The sequence below is a fragment of the Streptomyces marokkonensis genome, from assembly GCF_008312835.1.
Classification (GTDB): Bacteria; Actinomycetota; Actinomycetes; order Streptomycetales; family Streptomycetaceae; genus Streptomyces; species Streptomyces marokkonensis_A.
The window spans coordinates 27,985-49,303 of sequence record NZ_VSKS01000017.1 but is presented as its reverse complement, the minus strand read 5'-3'; the positions used below and the strand labels follow the sequence as shown (position 1 = coordinate 49,303).

19 protein-coding genes and 3 pseudogenes are annotated in these 21,319 nt (G+C 69.5%); 14 read left to right on the top strand and 8 right to left on the bottom strand.

Translation table 11 applies throughout. The features are described 5' to 3' along the window. Positions 1-102 precede the first annotated feature (102 nt). The 6 genes from F1615_RS25810 (at position 103) to F1615_RS25785 (ending at position 6,312) form a co-directional block, all read left to right on the top strand. Positions 103-1,320, top strand: coding sequence for a class I SAM-dependent methyltransferase (locus tag F1615_RS25810; protein WP_149551463.1), 1,218 nt, complete (start codon positions 103-105; stop codon positions 1,318-1,320). A gap of 61 nt (positions 1,321-1,381) precedes the next feature. Beyond that, positions 1,382-2,161, top strand: a complete 780-nt coding sequence (locus tag F1615_RS25805) for an SDR family oxidoreductase (RefSeq protein WP_149551462.1) — start codon at positions 1,382-1,384, stop codon at positions 2,159-2,161. Between the two features lie 31 nt (positions 2,162-2,192). Next, positions 2,193-3,548 (top strand): FAD-dependent oxidoreductase, encoded by a 1,356-nt coding sequence (locus F1615_RS25800; RefSeq protein ID WP_149551461.1) that lies wholly within the window; start codon positions 2,193-2,195, stop codon positions 3,546-3,548. After that, positions 3,545-4,663: a nucleotide disphospho-sugar-binding domain-containing protein gene (locus F1615_RS25795; RefSeq protein WP_244328844.1), complete on the top strand. Its 1,119-nt coding sequence runs from the start codon at positions 3,545-3,547 to the stop codon at positions 4,661-4,663. The genes F1615_RS25800 and F1615_RS25795 overlap by 4 nt, the downstream gene beginning before the upstream one ends. A 45-nt stretch (positions 4,664-4,708) precedes the next feature. Further along, entirely contained in the window at positions 4,709-5,287 is a 579-nt protein-coding gene (locus F1615_RS25790; RefSeq protein WP_149551460.1) for a dTDP-4-dehydrorhamnose 3,5-epimerase family protein, read from the top strand. Then, complete coding sequence (locus F1615_RS25785; RefSeq protein ID WP_149551459.1) at positions 5,284-6,312, top strand: Gfo/Idh/MocA family protein; 1,029 nt, start codon at positions 5,284-5,286, stop codon at positions 6,310-6,312. Before F1615_RS25790 ends, F1615_RS25785 begins: the two co-directional genes overlap by 4 nt. 181 nt (positions 6,313-6,493) lie before the next feature. Here F1615_RS25785 and F1615_RS25780 read toward each other — a convergent pair whose 3' ends face one another. Continuing rightward, complete coding sequence (locus F1615_RS25780) at positions 6,494-7,429, bottom strand: oxygenase MpaB family protein (protein WP_149551458.1); 936 nt, start codon at positions 7,427-7,429, stop codon at positions 6,494-6,496. Positions 7,430-7,870: 441 nt separating this feature from the next. On the opposite strand from F1615_RS25780, the gene F1615_RS25775 reads away from it, so the two are divergent. Then, positions 7,871-9,496, top strand: a complete 1,626-nt coding sequence (locus F1615_RS25775; RefSeq protein WP_149551457.1) for an FAD-binding oxidoreductase — start codon at positions 7,871-7,873, stop codon at positions 9,494-9,496. Between the two features lie 110 nt (positions 9,497-9,606). Here F1615_RS25775 and F1615_RS25770 read toward each other — a convergent pair whose 3' ends face one another. Beyond that, positions 9,607-10,515: an LLM class flavin-dependent oxidoreductase gene (locus tag F1615_RS25770; protein ID WP_208818407.1), complete on the bottom strand. Its 909-nt coding sequence runs from the start codon at positions 10,513-10,515 to the stop codon at positions 9,607-9,609. A 179-nt stretch (positions 10,516-10,694) separates the two neighbouring features. On the opposite strand from F1615_RS25770, the pseudogene F1615_RS25765 reads away from it, so the two are divergent. Further along, positions 10,695-10,922: pseudogene (locus F1615_RS25765) on the top strand (2-oxoacid:ferredoxin oxidoreductase subunit beta); the annotation flags it as partial. Between the two features lie 225 nt (positions 10,923-11,147). Here F1615_RS25765 and F1615_RS25760 read toward each other — a convergent pair. Then, positions 11,148-11,576 carry a hypothetical protein gene (locus tag F1615_RS25760; protein WP_208818406.1) on the bottom strand — a complete coding sequence of 143 codons (429 nt, stop codon included), beginning with the start codon at positions 11,574-11,576 and terminating at the stop codon, positions 11,148-11,150. A 381-nt stretch (positions 11,577-11,957) separates the two neighbouring features. Here F1615_RS25760 and F1615_RS36450 point away from each other — a divergent pair. From F1615_RS36450 to F1615_RS25745, 3 genes and pseudogenes are all read left to right on the top strand, one after another. Continuing rightward, positions 11,958-12,224, top strand: a pseudogene (locus tag F1615_RS36450) (IS30 family transposase); the annotation flags it as partial. 82 nt (positions 12,225-12,306) lie between these two features. Then, positions 12,307-12,402 (top strand): annotated as a pseudogene (locus F1615_RS25750) (transposase); the annotation flags it as partial. Between the two features lie 124 nt (positions 12,403-12,526). Beyond that, the gene (locus tag F1615_RS25745; RefSeq protein ID WP_341873462.1) at positions 12,527-12,769 is read left to right on the top strand and encodes a hypothetical protein; all 243 of its coding nucleotides are present in this window, start codon (positions 12,527-12,529) and stop codon (positions 12,767-12,769) included. Between the two features lie 70 nt (positions 12,770-12,839). Here F1615_RS25745 and F1615_RS25740 read toward each other — a convergent pair whose 3' ends face one another. Continuing rightward, a complete protein-coding gene (locus F1615_RS25740) occupies positions 12,840-13,763 on the bottom strand; it encodes an NADP-dependent oxidoreductase (RefSeq protein WP_149551455.1) in 924 nt (307 codons plus the stop codon). A gap of 106 nt (positions 13,764-13,869) precedes the next feature. Next, entirely contained in the window at positions 13,870-14,265 is a 396-nt protein-coding gene (locus F1615_RS25735) for a MerR family transcriptional regulator (protein WP_149551454.1), read from the bottom strand. 331 nt (positions 14,266-14,596) lie between these two features. On the opposite strand from F1615_RS25735, the gene F1615_RS25730 reads away from it, so the two are divergent. Together F1615_RS25730 and F1615_RS25725 are read left to right on the top strand one after the other, a co-directional pair. Further along, positions 14,597-15,511 (top strand): Ku protein, encoded by a 915-nt coding sequence (locus F1615_RS25730; protein ID WP_149551453.1) that lies wholly within the window; start codon positions 14,597-14,599, stop codon positions 15,509-15,511. A gap of 249 nt (positions 15,512-15,760) precedes the next feature. Further along, on the top strand, positions 15,761-17,098 hold the full coding sequence (locus F1615_RS25725) for a PP2C family protein-serine/threonine phosphatase (protein WP_149551452.1): 1,338 nt from the start codon (positions 15,761-15,763) through the stop codon (positions 17,096-17,098). Positions 17,099-17,452: 354 nt separating this feature from the next. On the opposite strand, the gene F1615_RS25720 is transcribed toward F1615_RS25725, so the two are convergent. Further along, positions 17,453-17,842: a DUF4383 domain-containing protein gene (locus F1615_RS25720; protein WP_425385658.1), complete on the bottom strand. Its 390-nt coding sequence runs from the start codon at positions 17,840-17,842 to the stop codon at positions 17,453-17,455. Between the two features lie 227 nt (positions 17,843-18,069). On the opposite strand from F1615_RS25720, the gene F1615_RS25715 reads away from it, so the two are divergent. Next, positions 18,070-18,999, top strand: coding sequence for a hypothetical protein (locus F1615_RS25715; RefSeq protein ID WP_208818405.1), 930 nt, complete (start codon positions 18,070-18,072; stop codon positions 18,997-18,999). A gap of 150 nt (positions 19,000-19,149) precedes the next feature. Here the strand turns inward: F1615_RS25715 and F1615_RS25710 are convergent, their stop codons facing one another. Beyond that, positions 19,150-20,400, bottom strand: a complete 1,251-nt coding sequence (locus F1615_RS25710) for an IS701 family transposase (RefSeq protein WP_208818404.1) — start codon at positions 20,398-20,400, stop codon at positions 19,150-19,152. 146 nt (positions 20,401-20,546) lie between these two features. Beyond that, positions 20,547-21,227 (bottom strand): TetR/AcrR family transcriptional regulator, encoded by a 681-nt coding sequence (locus tag F1615_RS25705; protein ID WP_149551450.1) that lies wholly within the window; start codon positions 21,225-21,227, stop codon positions 20,547-20,549. Positions 21,228-21,319 lie beyond the last annotated feature (92 nt).

Sequence of the window (21,319 nt, the reverse complement as noted above, 5' to 3'; positions counted from 1 at the left end):
CGCTCATGGACCCCCTCCCCGGCTGTCGACAGCATGGACTCGTGCGCTCGCGTTCCCCGACGCGTCCAACCTCCCGCCCTCGACACGCAAAGGAATCCGTCCATGGTCTTATGCCGAATCTGCGGTGGCCCGGTCGACGAGTTCTTCGACTTCGGCCGGCAGCCCGTCTCCGATTCCTTCGTGACGCCGGAGACGGCGGGTAGCGAGTTCTACTTCCGGCTGGCCGCCGGTGTCTGCACCGACTGCACCATGGTGCAGCTCATCGAAGAGGTGCCCCGCGAGAAGATGTTCCACGAGGACTACCCGTACCGCTCGGCGGGCTCGGCCGTCATGCGCGAGCACTTCGAGAAGTACGCGCACCGGCTGCTGGACGGCGAACTCGCCGTCGACGACCCCTTCGTGGTGGAGATCGGCTCCAACGACGGGACCATGCTGAAGACGATCGGCCGGGCCGGCGTGCGCCACCTCGGCGTCGACCCCTCCGCGCAGGTCGCCGAGTTCGCCAAGGCCGCGGGCGTGCGGGTGCGCACGGACTTCTTCCAGGACTCCAGCGCACGCGACATCGCCGCGGCCGACGGACCCGCCGACGTGATCTTCTCCGCGAACACCGTCAGCCACATCGCCTACATCGACTCGGTGTTCCGGGGCGTGGACGCACTGCTCGGCCCCGACGGCGTCTTCGTCATCGAGGACCGCTACCTGGGCTCGATCATCGAGCAGAACGCCTTCGACCAGATCTACGACGAGCACTTCTACCTCTTCTCGGTCGGCTCCGTACAGGCCATGGCCCGGCGCTTCGGCCTCGAACTGGCCGACGTGGAGGTGCTGTCCGTGCACGGCGGGTCCATGCGGTACACCATCGCCCGGCCCGGACGGCGGACCGTCTCCGCGGCCGTCACCGAGCACATCGACCGCGAGCGCGAGGCGGGCCTGGGCCGGCCGGAGACCTACCACCGCTTCGCCCAGCACGTGAAGGAGAGCTGCCGCGACCTGGTGCGGCTGCTCACCGACCTGCGCGAGCAGGGCCACTCGGTGGTCGGCTACGGCGCCACCGCGAAGAGCGCCACCGTCCTCAACTACTGCGGGATCGGCCCCGACCTGGTCCCGTTCATCTGCGACAGCACCCCCGCCAAGCAGGGCCGGCTCGCCCCGGGCACGCACATCCCCATCCGGCCGTCCGAGCAGTTCTCCCAGCCCTACCCCGACTACGCCCTGCTCTTCGCCTGGAACCACGCCGAGGAAATCCTGGCGAAGGAACGGGAGTTCCGGGCCGCGGGCGGCAAGTGGATCCGCTACGTGCCCGACGTGCACGTCGTCTGATCCCCCGCGAGGGACCACACAACGGGCCAGGAAGGCCCCCGATCCTCAACCGGAAGGTGTCATGAACAAGTACGCCGGCAAGAAGGCCGTGGTCACCGGCGGCACACACGGCATCGGCATGGCCGTGGTGAAGAAGCTCCTCGACGGCGGAGCGGAGGTGCTGCTCACCGGTCTCAACGAGAAGAACGTAGCGGCCGCCCGCGCCGAACTCGGCCCGCGCGCCCACGTGCTGCGCTCCGACGCAGCGAGCATGTCCGACATCGACGCCCTCGGCACGGCGGTCGAGGAGACACTGGGCGAGGTCGACTTCGTCTTCGTCAACGTCGGTTACCTGAAGTTTGGTTCCCTCAGCCAGGTCACCGAGGAAACCTACGACCGCATGTTCGACACCAACACCAAGGGTGCCTTCTTCACCGCGCAGCGGCTCGCGCCCCTGGTCAAGAACGACGGCTCGTTCGTCTTCACCACCGCCGTCGCCGTCGGCATGGGCTTCGTCGCCACCAGCGTCGGCACCGCCATGAAGTCCGCCATCCGCGCCTTCTCCAAGGTCTTCGCCTCCGAGCTGCTGCCCCGTGGCATCCGCGTCAACACGGTCAGCCCCGGCTTCACCGACACCCCCACCATGGGTATCGCCGAGATCTCCGACGAACTGCGCGCCGCCAACATCAAGGAGGGCGTCGAGCTGACCCCCATGCGGCGCTTCGGCACCCCTGAGGAGGTCGCCGACGCGGTGCTCTTCCTCGCCTTCGACGCCACCTTCACCACCGGCGTCGACCTGCCCGTCGACGGCGGCCTCGGCCAGGGCCTGGAGTGGCCGCACGACGAGATAGTCGAACACTGACCCGGTCGGACCAGCAGACGGAGGTGGAGCGATGACCAGTCGCACACAACGCACCAGGACCGCGGTGATCGGCGGGGGCATGGCCGGCTGCGCCGCCGCCCGCCAGTTGCTGCGCAGCGGCCGCGAGGTGGTCCTCTTCGAGGCGGCCGACGGACTCGGCGGCCGGGCCCGCTCCTGGCACCGCCCGGAGATCGAACCCGACGTCGGCATCAACCTGATGTACGTCAGCTTCTACAAGCTGATGACCCAGCTCATCAAGGAGTACGGGCTGGAGGACGAGCTGATCCGGATCTCCAGCAACGTCTGGATCTCCGACCACGGCAAGGCCGTGCCGCTCTCCTCCGACTCCCCGCTCAGCCTGCTCGCCTACCGGCACGTCAAGCTGCGCGACCGGATCGCCTTCCTGCTGACCACCCTCGCCCAGGTCGCGCGGAAGAAGAAGCTCGACCTGTTCGACCCGGTCAAGTCGGCTCCGTTCGACGACGGGCAGAGCGCCGCCGACTGGGGCTACCGGCGGGTGTCCAAGCGCGGCTTCGACTTCCTGCTGCGCCCCCAGATCGAGGGCTTCTGGAACTTCGCCTGCGAGGAGATCTCCGCCGTCCACGCCCGTGCCCTGCTCGCCTGGATGGGCGGCTCCGGCTTCTACGTGCTGCGCAACGGCATGGAGATCCTCGCCGAGAAGAACGCCGAGGGAGCCGAGCTGCGGCTGTCGCACGAGGTCACCGGCATCCAGCAGGACGGCACCGGCGTCGTCGTCGGCGCCGTCGGCCCGGACGGCACCCCGGTCACCGAGAACTTCGACGAGGTCGTCGTGGCCACGCCCGCGCCGATCGCGGCCAAGCTCGTCGCCGCGCTGCCCGCGCAGGCCGTGGGCGAGGAGACCCGCCGGTTCCTGGAGACGCAGAAGTACGAACCGGCCCTGTCCGTCGCGTTCCTGGTCGACAAGGGCACCCTGCCCGCCGAGGCGCACATCGTGGCCGGCGGCCCCGAGGACCCGCCCCTGCGCAACATGATCACCTACCCGCGCACGGTGCGGGACGAGCGGGGACGGCCCGTCGAGAAGCTCCTCGTGTTCACCTACCCCGGCCGTGCCAACACCCGCCGCCTGCTCGGCCGTCCCGCCGAGGAGCAGTTCGCAGAGGTGACCAAGCTGCTCACGTCGCTGTGGCCGGAGTTCCCGGTGGAGAGCGCCGAGCCGTTCCAGATCGCGGAGCGCCCCTACGGGTTCCCCATCCCCGCGCCGGGCCGCTACCGCCGCTCAGTGGCGGCCTTGAAGGAGCAGCAGCCTCCGGTCGTCTTCGCCGGCGACTACTTCAACTCCCCCACGACGGAAGCGGCGATGCTCTCGGGAGTCCGGGCCGCCGCGGTACTCACGAAGGCAGGTTGAGACAGCGTATGAAGGTCCTGTTCATCCCCGGAAACAGCCCTTACCCGATCTTCTCCCACACCCCGCTCGCCACGGCCGTGCGCAATGCCGGGCACCAGGTGTTCATGGGCGGCATCGACTGGGTGCTGCCCAACATCGCCAGCGTCGGCCTGCCCGCCGTGAAGATCTCCCCGGTGTCGATGGAGGAGGTCAGCGCCTTCATGGGCGCCATGCCGGAAGATCCGGCCGAGCAGCTCAAGGCGGTGGGCCGGGTCTACGCCGAGATCGCCGTGGACAGCCTGGACCGCCTGCTCGACCTGGCCGACCACTGGCGCCCCGACCTCGTCGTCGGCGGCGGCATGTTCTACACCGCCCCGCTGCTCGCCGACCACCTGAACATTCCCAGCGTGCGCCTGGAATGGGACCGCATCGACTCCCGTGCCTACGACCCTGGCGCCGAACCCGTGCTCGCCCCGGTCCTCGCCGAACTGGGCCTGCGGAAGCTGCCCGATCCCGACCTGTGGCTCGACGTCTGTCCGCCCAGCCTGCGGCCCGACGACGCGGTCCCCGCCAAGCTCATGCGCTGGGTCCCCGGCAACCCCCAGAAGCCGCTGGAGCCGTGGATGTACACCAAGGGCGACCGCCCCCGCGTCTACATCACCGCCGGGACCCGGCTGTTCAGCGGCGAGGGACTGCGCGACATGGCGCGCAGCGTCGGCAAGCTCGGCGCCGAGGTCGTGGTGGGCGCCCCCGAGGTCGTCGCCGCGGAACTGCGTGACGAGGTGCCCGAGGCGCGCGTCGGCTGGGTGCCGCTCGACGTACTGGCCCCCACCTGCGACGTCATCATCCACCATGGGGGAGGCGGTACCGACATGACCGCCCTGCACGCCGGCGTCCCCCAGCTGATCGCCCACCCCGAGTACCCCACCACCGCCACCCGCCGGATCGTCGAGTACGGCGCCGCCACCCTGGTCGAGTCGGGCGGCTACGAGGAGATCAACGCAGCCTGCGAGCTGCTGCTGAAGGAACCCTCGTACCGGGAGCGGGCGCGGGAGGTGTCCCGGGAGATGGCCCAGCTGCCCCCGGCCCACGAGATCGTCAGCGACCTGGAGCGCCTGGTGGCCGACCGGACCTGAACCGGTCAGCAGGCCCCGGCCCCTGCGACAGGAGAGGAGAACGCGGTGCGTATCGCCGCGACGTCGATCCCCGGGGCGTACCTGGTGACCCCCGAGCAACTACCGGACGAGCGCGGCGCCTTCTGGGAGGGCATGCGCGCCGACCAACTCGAGAAGGTGCTCGGTGAGCCGTTCGTGCCCCGGCAGATCAGCTACTCCGTGTCCCGCCGCAACACCCTGCGCGGCATCCACACGGTGGCCATACCGCCCGGGCAGGTCAAGTACGTCAGCTGCGTACGTGGCGCGCTGCGCGACATCATCGTCGACCTGCGCATCGGCTCACCCACCTTCGGACGGCACCACGTCTGCACCCTCGACGCGTCCTCCGGCCGCTCCCTCTACATTCCCGAGGGCGTGGGCCACGGTTTCGTGGCCCTCGGCGACGACACCTGCATCTGCTACGTGATGTCGACCGTCTACGAGCCGGGCACCCAGATCGACATCGACCCCTTCGATCCCGAACTGGCCCTGCCCTGGGAGCTCACCGAGGAACCCCTGATGTCCCCGAAGGACAGGGCCGCGCCCGGTCTCGCGCAGGCCCTGGCCGCCGGGGTGCTGCCCCGCTGGCACCAGGAGACGCAGTGACAGATGTCCTTCGCGTCGGTGTGCTCGGCAGCGCGGAGATCGCGCGCCGCCGGATGCTGCCGGCCTTCGCCCGCTCCGCGGCCTTCGAGGTCGCCGCGATCGCCTCCCGGGACCCGGACCGCGGCGCGGCGACCGCAGCACCCTACGGCGCGCGGGTGCTGCCCGACTACGCCCGGCTGATCGGGGACGGCGACGTGGACGCCGTCTACGTCCCGCTGCCGCTCGCCCTGCACGCCGAGTGGGTCGAGGCGGCCTTGCGCGCGGGCAAGCACGTGCTGGCCGAGAAGCCGCTGAGCACCTCCCCGGAGGTGAGCGCGGACCTGTTCGCGCTGGCCCGCCGCCGCGGCCTGGTCCTGATGGAGAACGTCATGTTCGTCCACCACGGCCAGCACGCCCGGGTGCGCCGGCTCGTCGCGCAGGGCGCCATCGGTGAACCACGCTTGTTCCAGGCGGCGTTCACCGTGCCCCGGCGCCCCGCCGGAGACATCCGCTACCGCCCGGAACTGGGTGGCGGCGCCCTGTGGGACACCGGCGTCTACCCGGTGCGTGCCGCCCAGCTCCTGCTCGGCACCGGCCTGACCGTCGTGGGCGCCGTCACCACGGCCGCCGCGGGCTTGGACGTCGACACCTCCGGGGCCGCCCTGCTGCGCCGGCCCGGCGACGGCGTCGCCGTCCAGCTGTCCTACGGCCTCGACCACGCCTACCGCAGCTCCTACGAGATCGGCGGCAGCTCCGGCCGGCTGACCCTCGACACGGCGTTCACCCCGTCCGCCGACCATGTCCCCGTGCTCCGGCTCGACGACTCGTCCGGCAGCAGGGAGCTGCGGCTGGAGCCCGAGGACCAGGTGGCCGGCACCGTCGCGGCGTTCGCCGAGGCGGTGCGTCGCGGCGCCGTCGACACCGAGCACGAGCGGGCCGCGCTGGAGCAGGCCCGGCTGCTGCGCGACATCCTCGACAGCGCGGGCGCGGCTTCGGCCTCTGTGGCGGCCCCGGCGCCGGGGCCGACTCCGGTGCCGGGCGACTGAGCACCGCGCCGGGGCGGCGCGTACACGACCGAGCGGCACACGGTCCGACCGTGTGCCGCTCGGTCATGAGGTGGACAGCTGGGTCGAGCGCGCGGGCCCGGTCACGGGGCCGGCCCGGGAGGCCGGGTGGCGCGGGCCGGTCACGGGCCGACCGTGCCGTCGGGAGCCGGCGGGGGCGTGCTCAGCCGGCGTTGCCCCCGGCCGTGTGCGCGGGACCCAGCTCCTCCATCGTGAACTCACCCGTGGGGAAGCTGGGCGTGGGCAGCGGATCGGGGTAGGCGGCCTCCTCGCGCGGCGGCTGCCGGCGCACATAGGCCGCCCGGGCCTTGAGCGCGGCGTCCACCGCCAGCCGCAGCAGCCGCGACGGCTCGGACACGCCGAACGCCTTGCGCATGTGCGGGGTCAGCAGCGCGGGCAGTGCCGCCGCCGCCACCTTGCGCCCCAGCGGCTGGAGCCGCTTCGGGAGCCAGGCCGCCATGGGCTCGATGACAGTGTTCCGCAGCACCTGCCACAGCGTCACGGCCTCCGGCGAGTACGTGAACGTCCGCTCCACGTACTCGTCGTGGAACCGGGCGAACTCCTCGTACGAGCCCGGGATGTCCTTCAGGCCCATGAATTCGCCCTGCTCCCGCATGTGCAGGTACGCCGCGGTCCGCTCCTGGTCGGTCAGCGGCCGCCAGCCGTACCGGTCCACCCAGCGGATCTGGACGAGCATGCTGGTGGCGAGGACGAACAGGTACTCCTCGTTGCTGATGCTCCACTGCTTCTTCTCGTCGCTGATGTGGCGGACCGCGTTCTTGTGGATGCGGTTCATCTGCCGGACCGCCGCCCGGCCGCGCTCGTCCTTGAACCCGCGCCGCACCATCTCCAGGCTGATGAGGGCGAAGTGCTCCATCCGCCGCTGCGTGTTGTGGGTCAGCTCCCCGGTGCGCACCAGGAGCGCGGCCATGTGGGGCGGCGCGACGCTGTTGCAGAACGCCAGCGCGCCCGCGACGCTGAAGTCCCACGGGAACTCGTAGCCCATGTCGAGCCACCAGATGCGGCTGTACTCCTCCTTGACGTCCATGCCCTGGATCTCCCGGAGTCGGGCATACCGTTCGTTCCTGTCGATGGCCATGGTGCGGCCTCTCCTCTCGCCGGTCACCTCGGAAAACTGCGGTTTGGCTGACGCCCGGGCCGTACGGCCGTCGCGCCCGTGCCGGTGGCGGGGGAGCAGCGGGACGACGGCTTCCGCGTGACGACCATGCCCGAAGGAGGCGCCGTCCGCCCCGCGACGCGTGCGACTGCGTCAAGTCGGCCACCGGCGCGCTGCGTCCCCCCGGCACCGGAGCCGGAAAAGGAAAGAAGGGATGACCGGACGGCGTGAATCGGTACACCCGCCGAGCCGGCCGACGCGTTTACAGTGCGTCATCTGGCCCGGCCCCACGTCATCTCAACGTGACCGGCCGAGAGGCTACTTGACATAGATGCGGGGCTTCTGTGTCGGCCCTGCCGGGCGGTGGGCACGCTGGGGCCGCTTGCCAACCCACAAGGACGCCCTCGCCGAATGGAGCTGCATATGAGTATGTTGAACAGGCGACGGTTCATGGCCGGAGCGGGCGCCGCTGTGGCCACCTCCGGGACCGTCGCCGCACTCGGTACGCTGTCGCCCGCGCACGCGGCCCCCGAGACCGCCTCCGGCGCGATCCCGACCGTCAGACCCGGTGACCCCCGGTACGTCGACATGGTGTCGGGCATGAACGCCCGTCTCGTCGGCACCCCCGAAGCCGTCCGGCTGCCCGCCACCACGCAGCAGGTGGTCCGGGTGGTCCGCGAGGCCGTCGAGGCCGGCAAGCGGATCGTGGTGCGCAGCGGCGGCCACTGCTTCGAGGACTTCGTCTTCAACAAGGAGGCCCAGATCATCGCCGACCTGCGGCTGATGAACCGGGTCGGCTACGACGAGCGGCGGCGCGCCTTCTTCGTCGAGCCCGGGGCCACCCTCCTCGACATCTACGAGACCCTGCACAACGGCTGGGGCGTGACGATCCCCGGCGGCGGCTGCCACAGCGTCGGCGCGGGCGGACACTTCGCGGGCGGCGGTTACGGGGTCCTGTCCCGGGCGCATGGCATCGTCATCGACCACGTGTACGCCGCCGAGGTCGTCACGGTCGACCGCAAGGGCCGGGTGCGGGCCGTCGTGGCCACGCGGGAGCCGAACGACCCGAACCGCGACCTGCTGTGGGCGCTCGCCGGCGGTGGCGGCGGCAACTTCGGCATCGTCACCAAGTACTGGCTGCGCAGCCGCGGCGCCAAGGGCAACGACCCGAGCCGGCTGCTGCCCCGGCCGCCGTCCCGGGTCGTCTACACCCAGGTCACCTGGCCCTGGGAGCAGATCACCGAGGCCGGCTTCACCAACCTGCTGCGCAAGTACAGCCAGTGGTCCAAGGACAACGCCTCCCTCGACTCGGAGTACCTGGACCTCGGGCACTGGCTGTTCCTCAACCACGTGTCGGCCGGCACTCTCTTCCTCGTGGCGCAGATCGACGCCGACAAGCCCGGCGCGCAGCAGCGGATGGACGCCTTCGTCGACTTCCTCAGCGACGCCATGGGCGCCCAGCCGAACTGGCGCGACTCCCAGAACCTGCCGTTCATGAAGGCCACCACCTACAGCACCACCGGCGGTGAGACGCTCAACAACCCGAACCTGCGCACCTTCCACAAGTCCGCGTTCGTCAAGGACGTCTTTCCGCAGCGCCAGATCGACGCGCTGTACAAGCACTTGACCCGCAAGGACTACAACAACACCTACAGCTACATCGTGCTGGCCTCCGCGGGCGGCCGGATCAACGAGCTGGGCCCGCGCGACACCCCGGCGCCGCACCGCGACTCGCACCTGGTGATGTTCTACGAGTCGTACTGGCACCGCGCCGACCACGACGAGGCCAACATCGCCTGGCTGCGCGACATCTACCGCGACGTGTACGCCGACACCGGCGGTGTCCCCGTGCCCAACGACGTCACCGACGGCTGCTACATCAACTACCCGGACAACGACCTCAGCGACCCCGAGTTCAACAAGTCCGGGATCCCCTGGCACCAGCTCTACTACAAGGACAACTACGCGCGGCTGCAGAAGGTCAAGGCCGCCTGGGACCCGCGCAACGTCTTCCGCCACCGGCAGTCCATCGAACTGCCGGGCAGGTGACCCTCCCGCCACACGAAGCGGGCTGTGCGACCGGCCGGGTCGCACAGCCCGCTTCCGCGCCGCGTCCGCCCCGGCCGGCAGTCACGACCCCGGGCGGGACGGAACGGACCTCACAGCAGCGCGCGTGCCTCCGCGATGAGCTCCACCTGCCGCTCCCAGTCACCGCCGTCGACCAGGAGGTCGAGATGGCCGGCGCCGGCCTCCGCGTACGCGGCGAACCGCTCCGCGGCCTCCTTGGGGCTGCCGCCGATCGGCACCAGCAGCGCCTCCTCGGGTGTCAGCCCGTACATGTCCACCAGGCTCTTCTCGAACGCGGCCCGCGCGGAGCGCACCGACTCGTCGTCACCGAGCCCCGCGTGCAGCCACACCGTGGTGGTCGGCGCGGGCCGCCCCGCCTCCTCGGCGGCCTCCCGCAGCTTCGCGACGCCGCGGGCGACCGACGCCGGGGAGGCCATCGACGGCAGCCAGCCGTCCGCGTGCAGCGCGGCCCGCCGGATCGAGTTGTCCGAGTTGCCGCCCACCAGCACCGGCGGCGCCGGCACGGCCGGCGCGAGCGTCACGGCGGTGCCGTCCGGCAGCGTCGTCTCCTCGCCGGCGAGCAGCCCCGGCAGTAGCTCGAGGGAGCGCACCAGCCGTGTGTTGCGGCCCTCCGCTGTGGCCCCCACGGCCTGCCAGAACGGAGTCCCGGGGGCTCCGCCCGAGCCGACACCGAGGATGACCCGGTTGCCGGACAGATGCTGCAGCGTGCCGATCTGGGCGGCGGTCCAGGCGAGGTTCCGCAGCGGCAGCACCAGGAGGCTGAAGCGCAGGTCGACCCGTGTGGTGACGGCGGCGGCGGCCGAGAGCGCGACGGTTGCCTCCAGGGCCGGCGCGCCGTTGCCCATGATGAAGTCGGACACCGACACGGAATCCAGACCGGCCTGTTCGACGTGCCGGGCGCCGGCCGCTATGCCTGGGAAGCCCTTAGGCGCCAGGTCGGCCATGGTGGGCAGGGATATGCCGACTTTGATCGCTGGCAAGACGTCCTCCGTGTCGCATGACGAATGGGAACGCCACCGCCGGGGGCGGACCACCGGACCCCTCCAGGGATCTGACCGCATGGCGATGGCCGTTGCAGCGTAGCGACGCAGGGCGGGCCGGACCGGGACGAGGCCCGCACTATGTCAGCTTGCCTCCCCGCCAGGGCGCGCGCCCCGTGAAGGTGCGCTGGTGCCCCGGATGCGGTGACTACGCGATCCTGGCCGCCGTGCAGGGCTTCATGCCGGAGCTGGGTGTGGCGCGGGAGAACATCGTCTTCGTCTCCGGCATCGGCTGCTCCTCCCGCTTCCCGTACTACATGAACACCTACGGGATGAACTCCATCCACGGCCGCGCCCCCGCAATAGCCACAGGTCTCGCCATCAGCCGCCGCGACCTGTCCGTGTGGACCAACTCGACACCGCGATCGAACAGAACGGCAAGGGCGACCGCGCCGCACTCCTTGCCGGCGGCGACACCTGGACCGTCGTCGGCTGATTGCGGAGAAGACAGCGAAAGGGCCCCGGCCGCGCACCGCGCCCAGCGGGGTGCACTGCATTGCACTGCACCCGCACTTGCGCCTGTGCCTGCGGCCGAGGCGGCCTTGTCGCCGCCTTTTCAGGGGCGGGAGTCGCTACCGCTCGGACCGCAACGCGTCGAATCGCATGAATCCCGTGAAGCGGGCCGCGAATGAGGGCGAGACCTGGTCGTCGAGTGAATTCCGTACGCCCGCCATCACGTCGGAATCGGGTTGTCCGAACACCTCGAAGCGTTCCACCCGGCAGTGCTTCATCACTTCCCGGATGTACGGCTCGGACATCTTCCAGTGCGCGCGGACGGAATCCGAGTCCCGGTACATTTGAAAGCTGTGTGCGAGCAGCTTCTGCTCGTCGATGAACACCTCCACCATGACCTGGGGACCGTGCTCCTCCACGAACCGTACGGCCCGCTCCGTGGCTTCCCGGTAGGCGTCGAGATGCCCTTCGGTGATGCGCATGGTGTTGCGGAAGAGGAGAATTCCGCTGTCCGGTGCGTCCACGTTGTCCACGCCTTCAGCCTCCACGGCGACTGCTCTTCGGTCACGACATTCCCACACGTTCCCCGAGCGGTGCCCGCGGACTCCCCCAGATCCCCGCCCGCTGGCGGACATCACCCGACGGCCGTCCCACCATAACTCGCGGCACACCCGCGGCGCGGCTTTCACTCTTCGCAAGTGACAAAGTGCCCCCGCGGTTCGGGCGGCACGACGAAGAGGGCGGCAGTGTCGAAGAAACCGCAGTCGTCGTACGAGGTTCGGCCGTTCGGGACCCGGTGGTCGGTTCGGGTCCCAGCACCATTGGACAAGGGACATGAACTTCGGCAGGGTCACGTCCGGCCTGGGTTCAATCAGTCGTTGCAACACTTCTGATCAGAGGGGTGTGTTGTGGGACGGCCAGCGGGTTGGATGACGGAATTGACAGGGCGATCGCCGATGAAGTCGCCGGGGCGGCTCTCGACGAGGCGAGAGGTCGAGCGACAGTTCTGGCGTGAGATCGCCAAGGGACTGACCAGTGAGGATGTGGCCGTCGCTGTCGGGGCGGAGCCAGCGGTGGGCACCCGGTGGTTCCGGCATGCCGACGGGATGCCGCAGATTGATCTTGCTGTCTCGGGCCGCTACCTCTCGTTCGCCGAGCGGGAGGAGATCGCTCTGCTGCGCGTACAAGGTGCCGGGTATGGGAGATGGGCCTTGACCCCTGATCTCGGACACACGAGACACTGGATCTTGAGGATCTGAGAACGGACATCTCGTGGTCATGAAGCACTACCCGCCGGAGTTCAAGGCGGACGCGGTCGCGCTGTACCAGTCGCGACCCGAGGCGACGATCCGGCAGGTCGCTGCCGATCTGGGCTTCCCTTGGTAGGCCTTGCAGCCGACTGGCTCGGTCGCGGGCGGCCTGGCCGCAGCGCAGTAGCCGTCCGAGCCGCACGACGAGATTTGAGGAGAGTGGCGCGGACTGCGGCGCAGTCCCGAGCGTGGCGCTGACCGCGCATGACGATCTGCGCACCCTCGCCTGCCGGCTGTTCGACGCCGCCGGCCTGCAGCGCGGCCGCCTCACGGGCATCGCCTGGAAGGGCGAGGCCCTCTTTGACGCGACCAGGTCGCCCAGCAGATCAGCCTGGATGCCGCCCGCGAAGCCCGCCTGGTCGCCGAAGCCGCCATGTGTCGGCGTACGCCTGAACGTGCTCAACCCCGTACAGGTGAACGTGCTCAGTTGATGATGCGCTGACCACGGGTTCTCGGCAGCCCGCAGTGGACGGTCGACAGCGTCAGACGGCCGGGCACTTCTCATGCCACCTTGATGACAACCTTGCCCGAGGTGTGACCGTTCTCGACGGTGGCGAGAGCGGCCGGGGCGTCGGAGAGCGGATGGACCGCGGTGATTACGGGTGCGAGGAGTCCGTCGAGGGCCAGCCGGGCCGACCGCTCCAGGTTCTCGCGGTCGACGCGGCGCTCGACGAAACGCCCACCGAGATCGGACACAGACATGTCACCCACAGCGATGACGTTGCGGGGTTCCTGGGCCAGCGGAGCGACCGTCCGCAGCGAGGTGCCTCCCGCCAGGTCGACGATCCCGTCGAAGCCGTCCGGGACCAGCTCGCGTGCCGCGGCGGCGACGTCCTCGGCGGTGTAGTCGATGAACCGCACCCCGATGGACTCGGCGTGCTCGCGTTTGGCGGTACTCCCGGTGCCGATCACACGCAGCTCGCGCCCGATAGCCAGCCGGGCGACGGCGAGGCCGACCCCGCCCCCGACTCCATTGACCAGGACCGTGGCACCGGGCGGGAGGCTGAGCTGGTCGAGCACGTCCACCGCGGTCGTCCCGGCTACGGGCAGCGTTGCCGCCACGGTCGCGGACAGACCCTCCGGGATGCGCGCGGTGTTCGGCGCGGACAGCACCGTCGTCTCGGCGTAGGTGCCGCCGCCGGTGAGTGCGAAGCCGAAGACCGCGTCACCCACCTCGAGCCCGTTGACGTCCTCGCCCCTGGCAAGAACGGTTCCGGCTGCCTCCATGCCCAGCACGCGGGGAAACGGACGCCCGCCGTCGAGCCCGTCGACCAGACCCGAGCGCAGAAGGTGGTCGAGGGGATTCACGCCGGCGACGTCGACCTGGATCAGCACCTCGCCGCGACCGGGGACAGGGTCGGGACGATCGAAGAACTCCTGCACCTCGGGCCCGCCATACCTGCCGAAACCCCACGCCTGCCCCATCTTCCGCCGCCTCTCGTATGACCGACCCGGTGATTCCGGGCGTTGTCGCCATCCTCACCTCTGACATTGATGTGAGGGGCAACCGGCTGAGACGCAGATCACAGCATCAGGTCGACTGTGCCACCGGTTCCGGGGCCGTGGACAGCTGCGCCCGGTGTCGGCTGTTGGCCCTGATCAGCACGTCGAGTGCATCCCGGGTCTCAATCAGGTGCGCGATGTCGGCGTCGATCCGGTCGCGCTCGCGCATCATCGCCGTGAACGTCTCCTCGGCGACGCCCAAGTCACCCGGGACGTCCACACACGGCAGCACAGTCGCGATCACCCTGCTGGACATGCCCGCGTCGAACAACTGTCGGATGAGCGAGACGCGCTGGACCGCAGCATCGGAATAGTGACGCTGCCCCGCGTCGGAGCGTGAGCTGGTCAGCAGGCCCTGCTCCTCGTAGTACCGCAGTGAGCGCGAACTCACGCCCGTGCGCTTGGACAACTCGCCTATCCGCATCCCTGAGAGCCTACGCCCACGTGCTCCAGGTTCAGGCCGCCGTCGAGTCATGGACGCTCGCGGACGCCCCCACAGCCGCAGGGTTGTCCTCCCGGTCCCACGACCGAGCACGTTCGCCTGTACACGCCTGAGCACTTTTCTCGGTACGCCGACACCATGGACCGCATCCGCGACACATCCGGACCGGGCACCATCGGCCCCCGCGGCCACCCGCCGTGCTTCCTGACTCCGCTTGCTCCAGGGCGGCCGAGTGGCGCCGGCCGCCGGAGCCGCGCCGGGCGTGTGGTGCTCGTAGGCTGGTGGTGCTCGGGGGTGAGCGCGGAGGTGTGCCATGCCCCGAACGATCTGGTCCGGTGCGATCTCATTCGGCCTGGTCACGGTGCCGATCAACGTGGTCAGCGCGACCGAGGACCACAGTGTCCGCTTCCACCAATACCACCTTGAGGACATGGGCCGGGTACGGGTGCGCAAGTTCTGCGAGACGGAGGACCGCGAGGTTGCCGGCGACGAGATCGGCAAGGGGTATCAGCTCACCAAGGAACAGGTCATCCCGATCAGCGACGACGAACTCAGCAGCCTCCCCCTGCCCACGGCCAAGGCGATCGAGATCGAGGCGTTCGTCCCCCTGCAGTCGGTGGACCCGATCCGCATCGGGGAGGGCTACTACCTCCAGCCCTCCGGGCAGGTAGCTGCGAAACCGTACAAGCTGCTGCGCCAGGCGCTGTCCCGGTCGGCGAAGGTCGCTGTCGCCAAGTACGCCTGGAGCGGCCGGGAGCGTCTGGGCCTGCTGAGGGTCCGCGACGACGTGATCGTCCTGCACGCGATGCGCTGGCCGGACGAGATCCGCGACCCCACCGAGCTGCTGCCGCCACCGGTGGAACTGAGCGACGAGGAGATCGACGGCGCGCTGACGCTGATGGACACCATGACCCGCGAGGACCTCGAGGGCGAGGAGTTCCGCGACACCTACACCGAAGCCGTTCAGGAGATCATCGAAGCGAAACGGGAGCATCGTGAGCTGCCCGCGGCGCCGGAGCCGGCCGAACCGGACCGGGTCGTGGACCTGATGGCCGCCCTGCAGGAGTCCGTACAGAAGGCCAAAGCCTCACGCGGCGAGGACGCCGAGGTCCACGACCTGCCGAAGACCAAGAAGGCCGCGAAGAAGACGACTGCGAAGAAGCAGCCGGCCGCCCGCACGAGGTCGGACGCGAAGACGTCCGGCCGCAAGCCGCGCCGCAGCGCGTAGGGCCTCTCTTCGGCGCGCGGGTGCGGAAGGATGGTTGTGGCTCTGCGTCCCGCGATCCCCCGAGCAGGGACGCAGAGCCGCTCCAGACCGACCGTCGCCCTGAGATGGACCCCGGGGAACAACCGGAGACCGGGCATGGTCGGGGGACGTGGTGGTGAAGGGGACAGTGCCCCCCGGGCCTCAGCCTTTGACGGAAGGCGTAGCCGTGCCGGGAACTTCAATCGTGGGCCCGACGGGAAGGAGGGGGGTATGGACGATTTCGAGGTGGACCAAGTGGTCCAGCGGGCGCTGGACCGGCTGACTCTGTTGGCGGAGACCACCACCGCCATGACCAGCACGCTCGATTCCTACGCTGCGGTTGGTCGGGTTTGCCGCATCCTGTTGCCCCAGCTGGCCGACTGGTGCGCGGTCGACCTGCTCGACGACGACGGCCGCCCCCGCCGGGTCAGTGTCGTCCACCGCGATCCCCGCATACTGCCGGTCGGCGGCCTGACCGGCCTGCTGCCCGCCGTCCCGGAAAATCCAGTGGGTCCCCTCTCACGCGCGCTCATCGGTGCCGGCCCCCTGCTGCTGACCGCAGCCGACATTCCCAGCCCCGACCAGGCTGCCGACCCGCTACACGCCCATCAGCTCGAGGTGTTCGACCAACTCGGCACCCAGACCGCCGTAGTCGCCCCCGTACGCGCCCGCCGTCAGGTCCTCGGTGCGCTGACCATCGGCCGCTCCGCCGACCGGGCCCCTCTCACAGAGGACGACCTCGCCATGGTGGAGGACCTGACCCACCGCATCGCCCTCGGCGTGGACAACGCCCGGCTCCACCGCGAGACCCAGCACATCGCCGAACGCCTCCAGCGCTCGCTGCTGCCCACCCTGCCGCAGACCGGCCCGCTACGGCTGGCCGCCCGGTACGCGCCCGCCGCCACCACCGCCGAGGTCGGCGGCGACTGGTACGACAGCTTCCTCCTGCCCAACGGCAGCACCACCATGATTATCGGGGACGTCACCGGTCATGACTTGCGCGCCGCGATCACCATGAGCCAGCTGCGCAACATGCTCCGCGGCATCGGCTGCGACCGACAAGAACCTCCCGGGCAGATCCTGCGCCGCCTCGACCTCGCTCATCAGTCCCTCTATCCGCACGCCACGGCCACCTGCCTGTACACCTTCCTCGACGAGGACGACGGCGGAGACTGGACGATCACCTACTCGAGCGCCGGACACCTGCCGCCCCTGCTGGTCACCCACGAGGGTGACACCCGCTACCTCGAAGGCGGCCGCGGTCTCCTCCTCGGTGTCGATCCCACCCGCCCGCGCCGTCACGCCACCGAAACCCTGCCCGCCCGCTCCACCGTGCTGATGTACACAGACGGGCTCATCGAACGACGCGGTGAGGATCTCACTCACGGCATGACACGCCTACGACAGCACGCCGCCGCCCTTGCCCGCGAAGAGCTCGACATGTTCTGCGATGAAATCCTCGCTGGCATGACCACCGACCACACCGACGACATCGCCCTCCTCGTCGCACGAACCCCCACCCGGTCACAACGACCCAGGCGAACCCATGACCAGGAAGAGGTCCGCTGACGGGGTCCACGGCGAGCAGGGCCGACGGTCCGCCGAACAGCGAGGCGGGTCCGTACAGCCGACACAGCGCCGCGTTCTCCTGCGGGCGCAGGGTGGTTTTCTGACGTATGGACTCACGTATCCGAAACGGAAGCGACACGCGGCCCTGCCCGCGGCCACTGCCGCCCCCGTGCCCAGGCCGAAGGCCAAGTGACTGCTCGCCTCCACCCGGCTGTCCGCTCGGTGCGGGCTCTGGCGGCAGTGTGGCGCCATCACCAGGCCAGCCTCGACGCCGGAAGGAGGTGACTCAGTGCGCCGGTCAGCCAGCCATCCGTGTCGAGGAGGGCCTGCGGCTGAGCAGGGCGCCCAGTGCGATCATTCCGAGGCCAAGCACGAGGTGGAGCCGTTGTCGGCGCTATTGAGCGGAACGAAGTTCGCGGCGCTGTCGTGATCGATGATCAGCCCGTACAACCACAGGACGATGTAGATGGCACCACCGGCCAGAAGGTAGAGCCGTGCTTGTGCCGCGGTGCGCGCCAGTGCCACTCCGGCGACGCCAAAGGCCAGATGTATGAAGTTGGGCAGGATGGACACCTGGAAGATGCCCAGAAGCTTGGCCTCGGAGTGGTGTGCGGCGAACTTCATGGTGTCGTAGTTCGTGGTGATGCCCGGGATGAAGCCGAGGACCCCGACCAGCAGGAAAATCGCGCCCACCACGAGGGCGGCCTGTTGTACCGGGGTTCGGGCAGTGCGGGCGGAGGTCATGCTCTTCCGGGCGGTGATCCACGAAAAAAGATGACTTCACCCAGGCGCATGTCGAGGGCGAAGTCGACTCCCGCCACGTTGAGTTCGGAGGTGAAACCGACTTCCGCGACGCGGAGTTTGGTGGCGACGCCATATTCCGCAACGCGGTTTTCCAACGCGCCGCGTCAATGGGGCCGCTGATGTGTGCCGGGACGCTTGATCTTTCGGAAGCGGTTTTTGAGCGCGCTGTGACCATTGAGACAGCAGCGAAGACTGTGCGCTGCTCATGGACGCGCTGGGCTTCTACCGCCGCGCTGCGGCTGCGGCACGCCAAAGTGGACCTCAGCGACGCAGTCCTGGAGTTCCCTGTGAGCATCTCCGCCCGTGCACGGCCTTTCATCCCTTTTCACTTCGAAATGCGCGAACCACCAGAGTTGGCTGACCCCCGCGTGCGGGCCCAGTCTCTACGAGGCGTGGACGCAGCCCACCTGGTGCTCACCGATATTGACCTCACCGACTGTCGGTTCGCTGTAACCATCCACCCGGACCAGTTGCGTCTGGAAGGACGCTGTCTCTTGGCCGCCACCCCCTCAGGTCTGCACCGACGCGGATTGTGGCCGGTGCGCTGGGCTCCGCGCCGGATACTGGCCGAAGAGCATCACTGGCGGGCTGCCCGTGCCGGAACAGACGCAGGCATCTGGACAGCCGCCTCAGGCGGCGAGCAGGTGCTGGAGCCAGCCGCCCTGGCGCCGGTGTACCGGCAGCTACGCAAGGCCTTCGAGGACGGCAAGGACGAACCTGGCGCTGCGGACTTTTACTACGGCGAGATGGAGATGCGCCGCCATGACACTGACACCCCACGCGCGGAACAGGCTCTGCCCGCCGTGTACTGGGCTCTGTCGGGCTACGGGCTGCGCGCATCGCGTGCTCTGGGCTGGTTGCTGGCAGCTATGACCGTCACCGTGCTGGCAATGATGCTGTGGGGTCTACCGCAGGAGACTCAATACGAAGAGCACCGGTACAATGACCGGCCGCAACATCACCCTGACCACCGACACTCCCGGACCCGGTCAACCCGGGCGGCCCGTACTCAGAGCGGTTGTCGGCTGAGCGGTTCGAGAAGTCTCTGCGGGTGGTTATCAACTCAATGGTCTTTCGCTCCTCCGGTCAGGAGCTGACTACTGCAGGTACTTACACCGAAATGGCGTCCCGGCTAGTAGGGCTTGGTCAAGTTTGTATGGGTGTGGGTATGTCGCGGTGGCAGGTGGGGCAGGCGCCGGTCCATGTCGCGAGGAGTGTCTGGAGCTCGCGGACGACTTGGTAGAGGCTCAGACCGGCGCCGGATCTTTTGGGTCCCGCGTCAGTCGTTGCAGGGTGCAAAAGGCATGAGCGGCGGAGACGAGGGTGACGTGGTGGTGCCAGCCGGCCCAGGTGCGGCCCTCGAAGTGGGCAAGGCCCAGGGCCTGTTTCATCTCACGGTAGTCGTGTTCGATGCGCCAGCGGAGCTTGGCCAGCCGCACCAGGGTGGCCAACGGCATGCCGGAGGGCAGGTCCGACAGCCAGAACTGCACCGGTTCCGGCTCGGTGGCCGGCCACTCGGCCAGCAGCCACCGCTCGGGCAGCTCCGGATCATCGGCGGCCCTGCGGACGCCGCGTCCGGCCGGGCGGATGCGCAGGGCGACGAACCGCGAGTACATGCGCTTGACGCCAGTGCGGCCCTTGCCCGGCCGGGAGCCCTCCCGCCAGGACACCGGCCGGGCCGCCGCCTTCCCGGCCGCGATGACCAGGTCCTTCACGGTCTGCGCGGGCTCGGGGTACTGCGTCTTCGGCGGCCGGCCGGTACCCGCATAGACCGGTTGGACGGGGCGGGCGTCGGCCGGATGCGCGGTGTGACGGCCGGAGATCCCGACCACGTAGGGCAGGTCCCGTTCCTCCAGGCCGAGGCGGAAGGCTGCCGCATCGCCGTAGCCGGCATCCGCGACCACCAGGGGAACATCAACGCCCCACGAGAGGGTCTCGTCGATCATGTCCAAAGCGAGCTGCCACTTCTCCACATGCCCCACATGGTCGGGAATCCCGCAGCGACCACGGCGGGCGACCTTGACCGCATCGGCCTCGGGCAAGGCCGGGTCCCAGGAGGCCGGCACGAACAGCCGCCAGTCGATCGCGGCCGAGGCACAGTCGGTGGCCAGGTGCACCGAGACGCCCACCTGACAGTTGGTGACCTTGCCCGCGGTGCCGGTGTACTGCCTCGACACGCACGCCGAGGCGTCCCCGTCCTTCAGGAACCCGGTGTCGTCCACGATCAGGGCTTCCGGACCGATCGCCTCGTGCATCCTCCAGGCCAGCCGGGCCCGCACATGCGCCGCATCCCACGGACTGGAGGTGATGAAGTGCGCCAGCGCCTGCCGGTTGCCGTCCTCACCCAGACGGGCCGCCATCGGCTCCACCGACTTGCGCCGCCCGTCCAGCAGCAGCCCGCGCACATACGCCTGCCCCCACCGCCGCTGATCCGCACGGAAGAACCCGTCGAACAACTCCGCCGCGAACGCCTCCAGGTCCTCCCGGACCCCGGCCATCTCCTCAGGTGTCACACCAGCCCAACGACACCGACGAACAGACAGACACGCCACTCACAAGTGAAGATGACCAAGCCCTACTAGGGCCTGTTGCGAAATTGGCGCGGTCGCCCGAAGGGCGGCCACGCCGCAGGCGCCGCTTCGTATCAGGTTCCGGAGGACCGCTGTCCCTGGGAGCCGTGGGCTGCGAGCGGAAGACTGCGCAGCGACAGTGCGCTCGGCGCTGGCAGCGCTCCGTGGGCCGCCTCGGCGCGGAACGACTGGAGCAAGTACGCCACCAGACGCCGGGACGCCGCACGGTCACCCGGCAATGCGGTGACCAGACCGCAGTGGGACAACAAGGCCACGGCAATGTCGGAGGGGTGGAAGTCGGCCCGCAGCACGCCCGCCGCCTGAGCCCTGCGGACCAGGGTCATGAAGTCCTGCTCGGCCTGTTCCAGTACCCGCGCGTGTTCTCGCGTGCTGTCCGGAAAGGCCGCGACGAATGCGGCCGGGAAGCCCCGTTCCTCCCGTTGTAGTTCGCAGACCGTCTCGACCAGTCGCTGGAAGCCCTGCCACGGATCGGGGTCGGCCAGCGCCTCGGTGAGCGTCCGAGCACAGGTGTCCATCTGGTGCGCGAATGCGGCCCGCACCAGGGCGTCCCGCGTCGGGAAACGCCGGTACAGCGTCGCCACGCCGACCCCCGCCCGCCGGGCCACGGTCGCCATGGGCGCGTCGATGCCGTGCTCGGCGAAGACCACGCGGGCAGCCGAAAGGATGCGCCGCCGGTTGCGCCGGGCGTCCGCCCGCAGACTGTCCTGCCCCGCGATCCGAGAGGATTTCCCCACCGCTGTCTCTCACCTCCGGTCAAATGGACGATCTCGTCCGCTTGCCAGCCTACGCTCGGCGCCACGATCCCCCGCACGGCCACTGGTGGCGA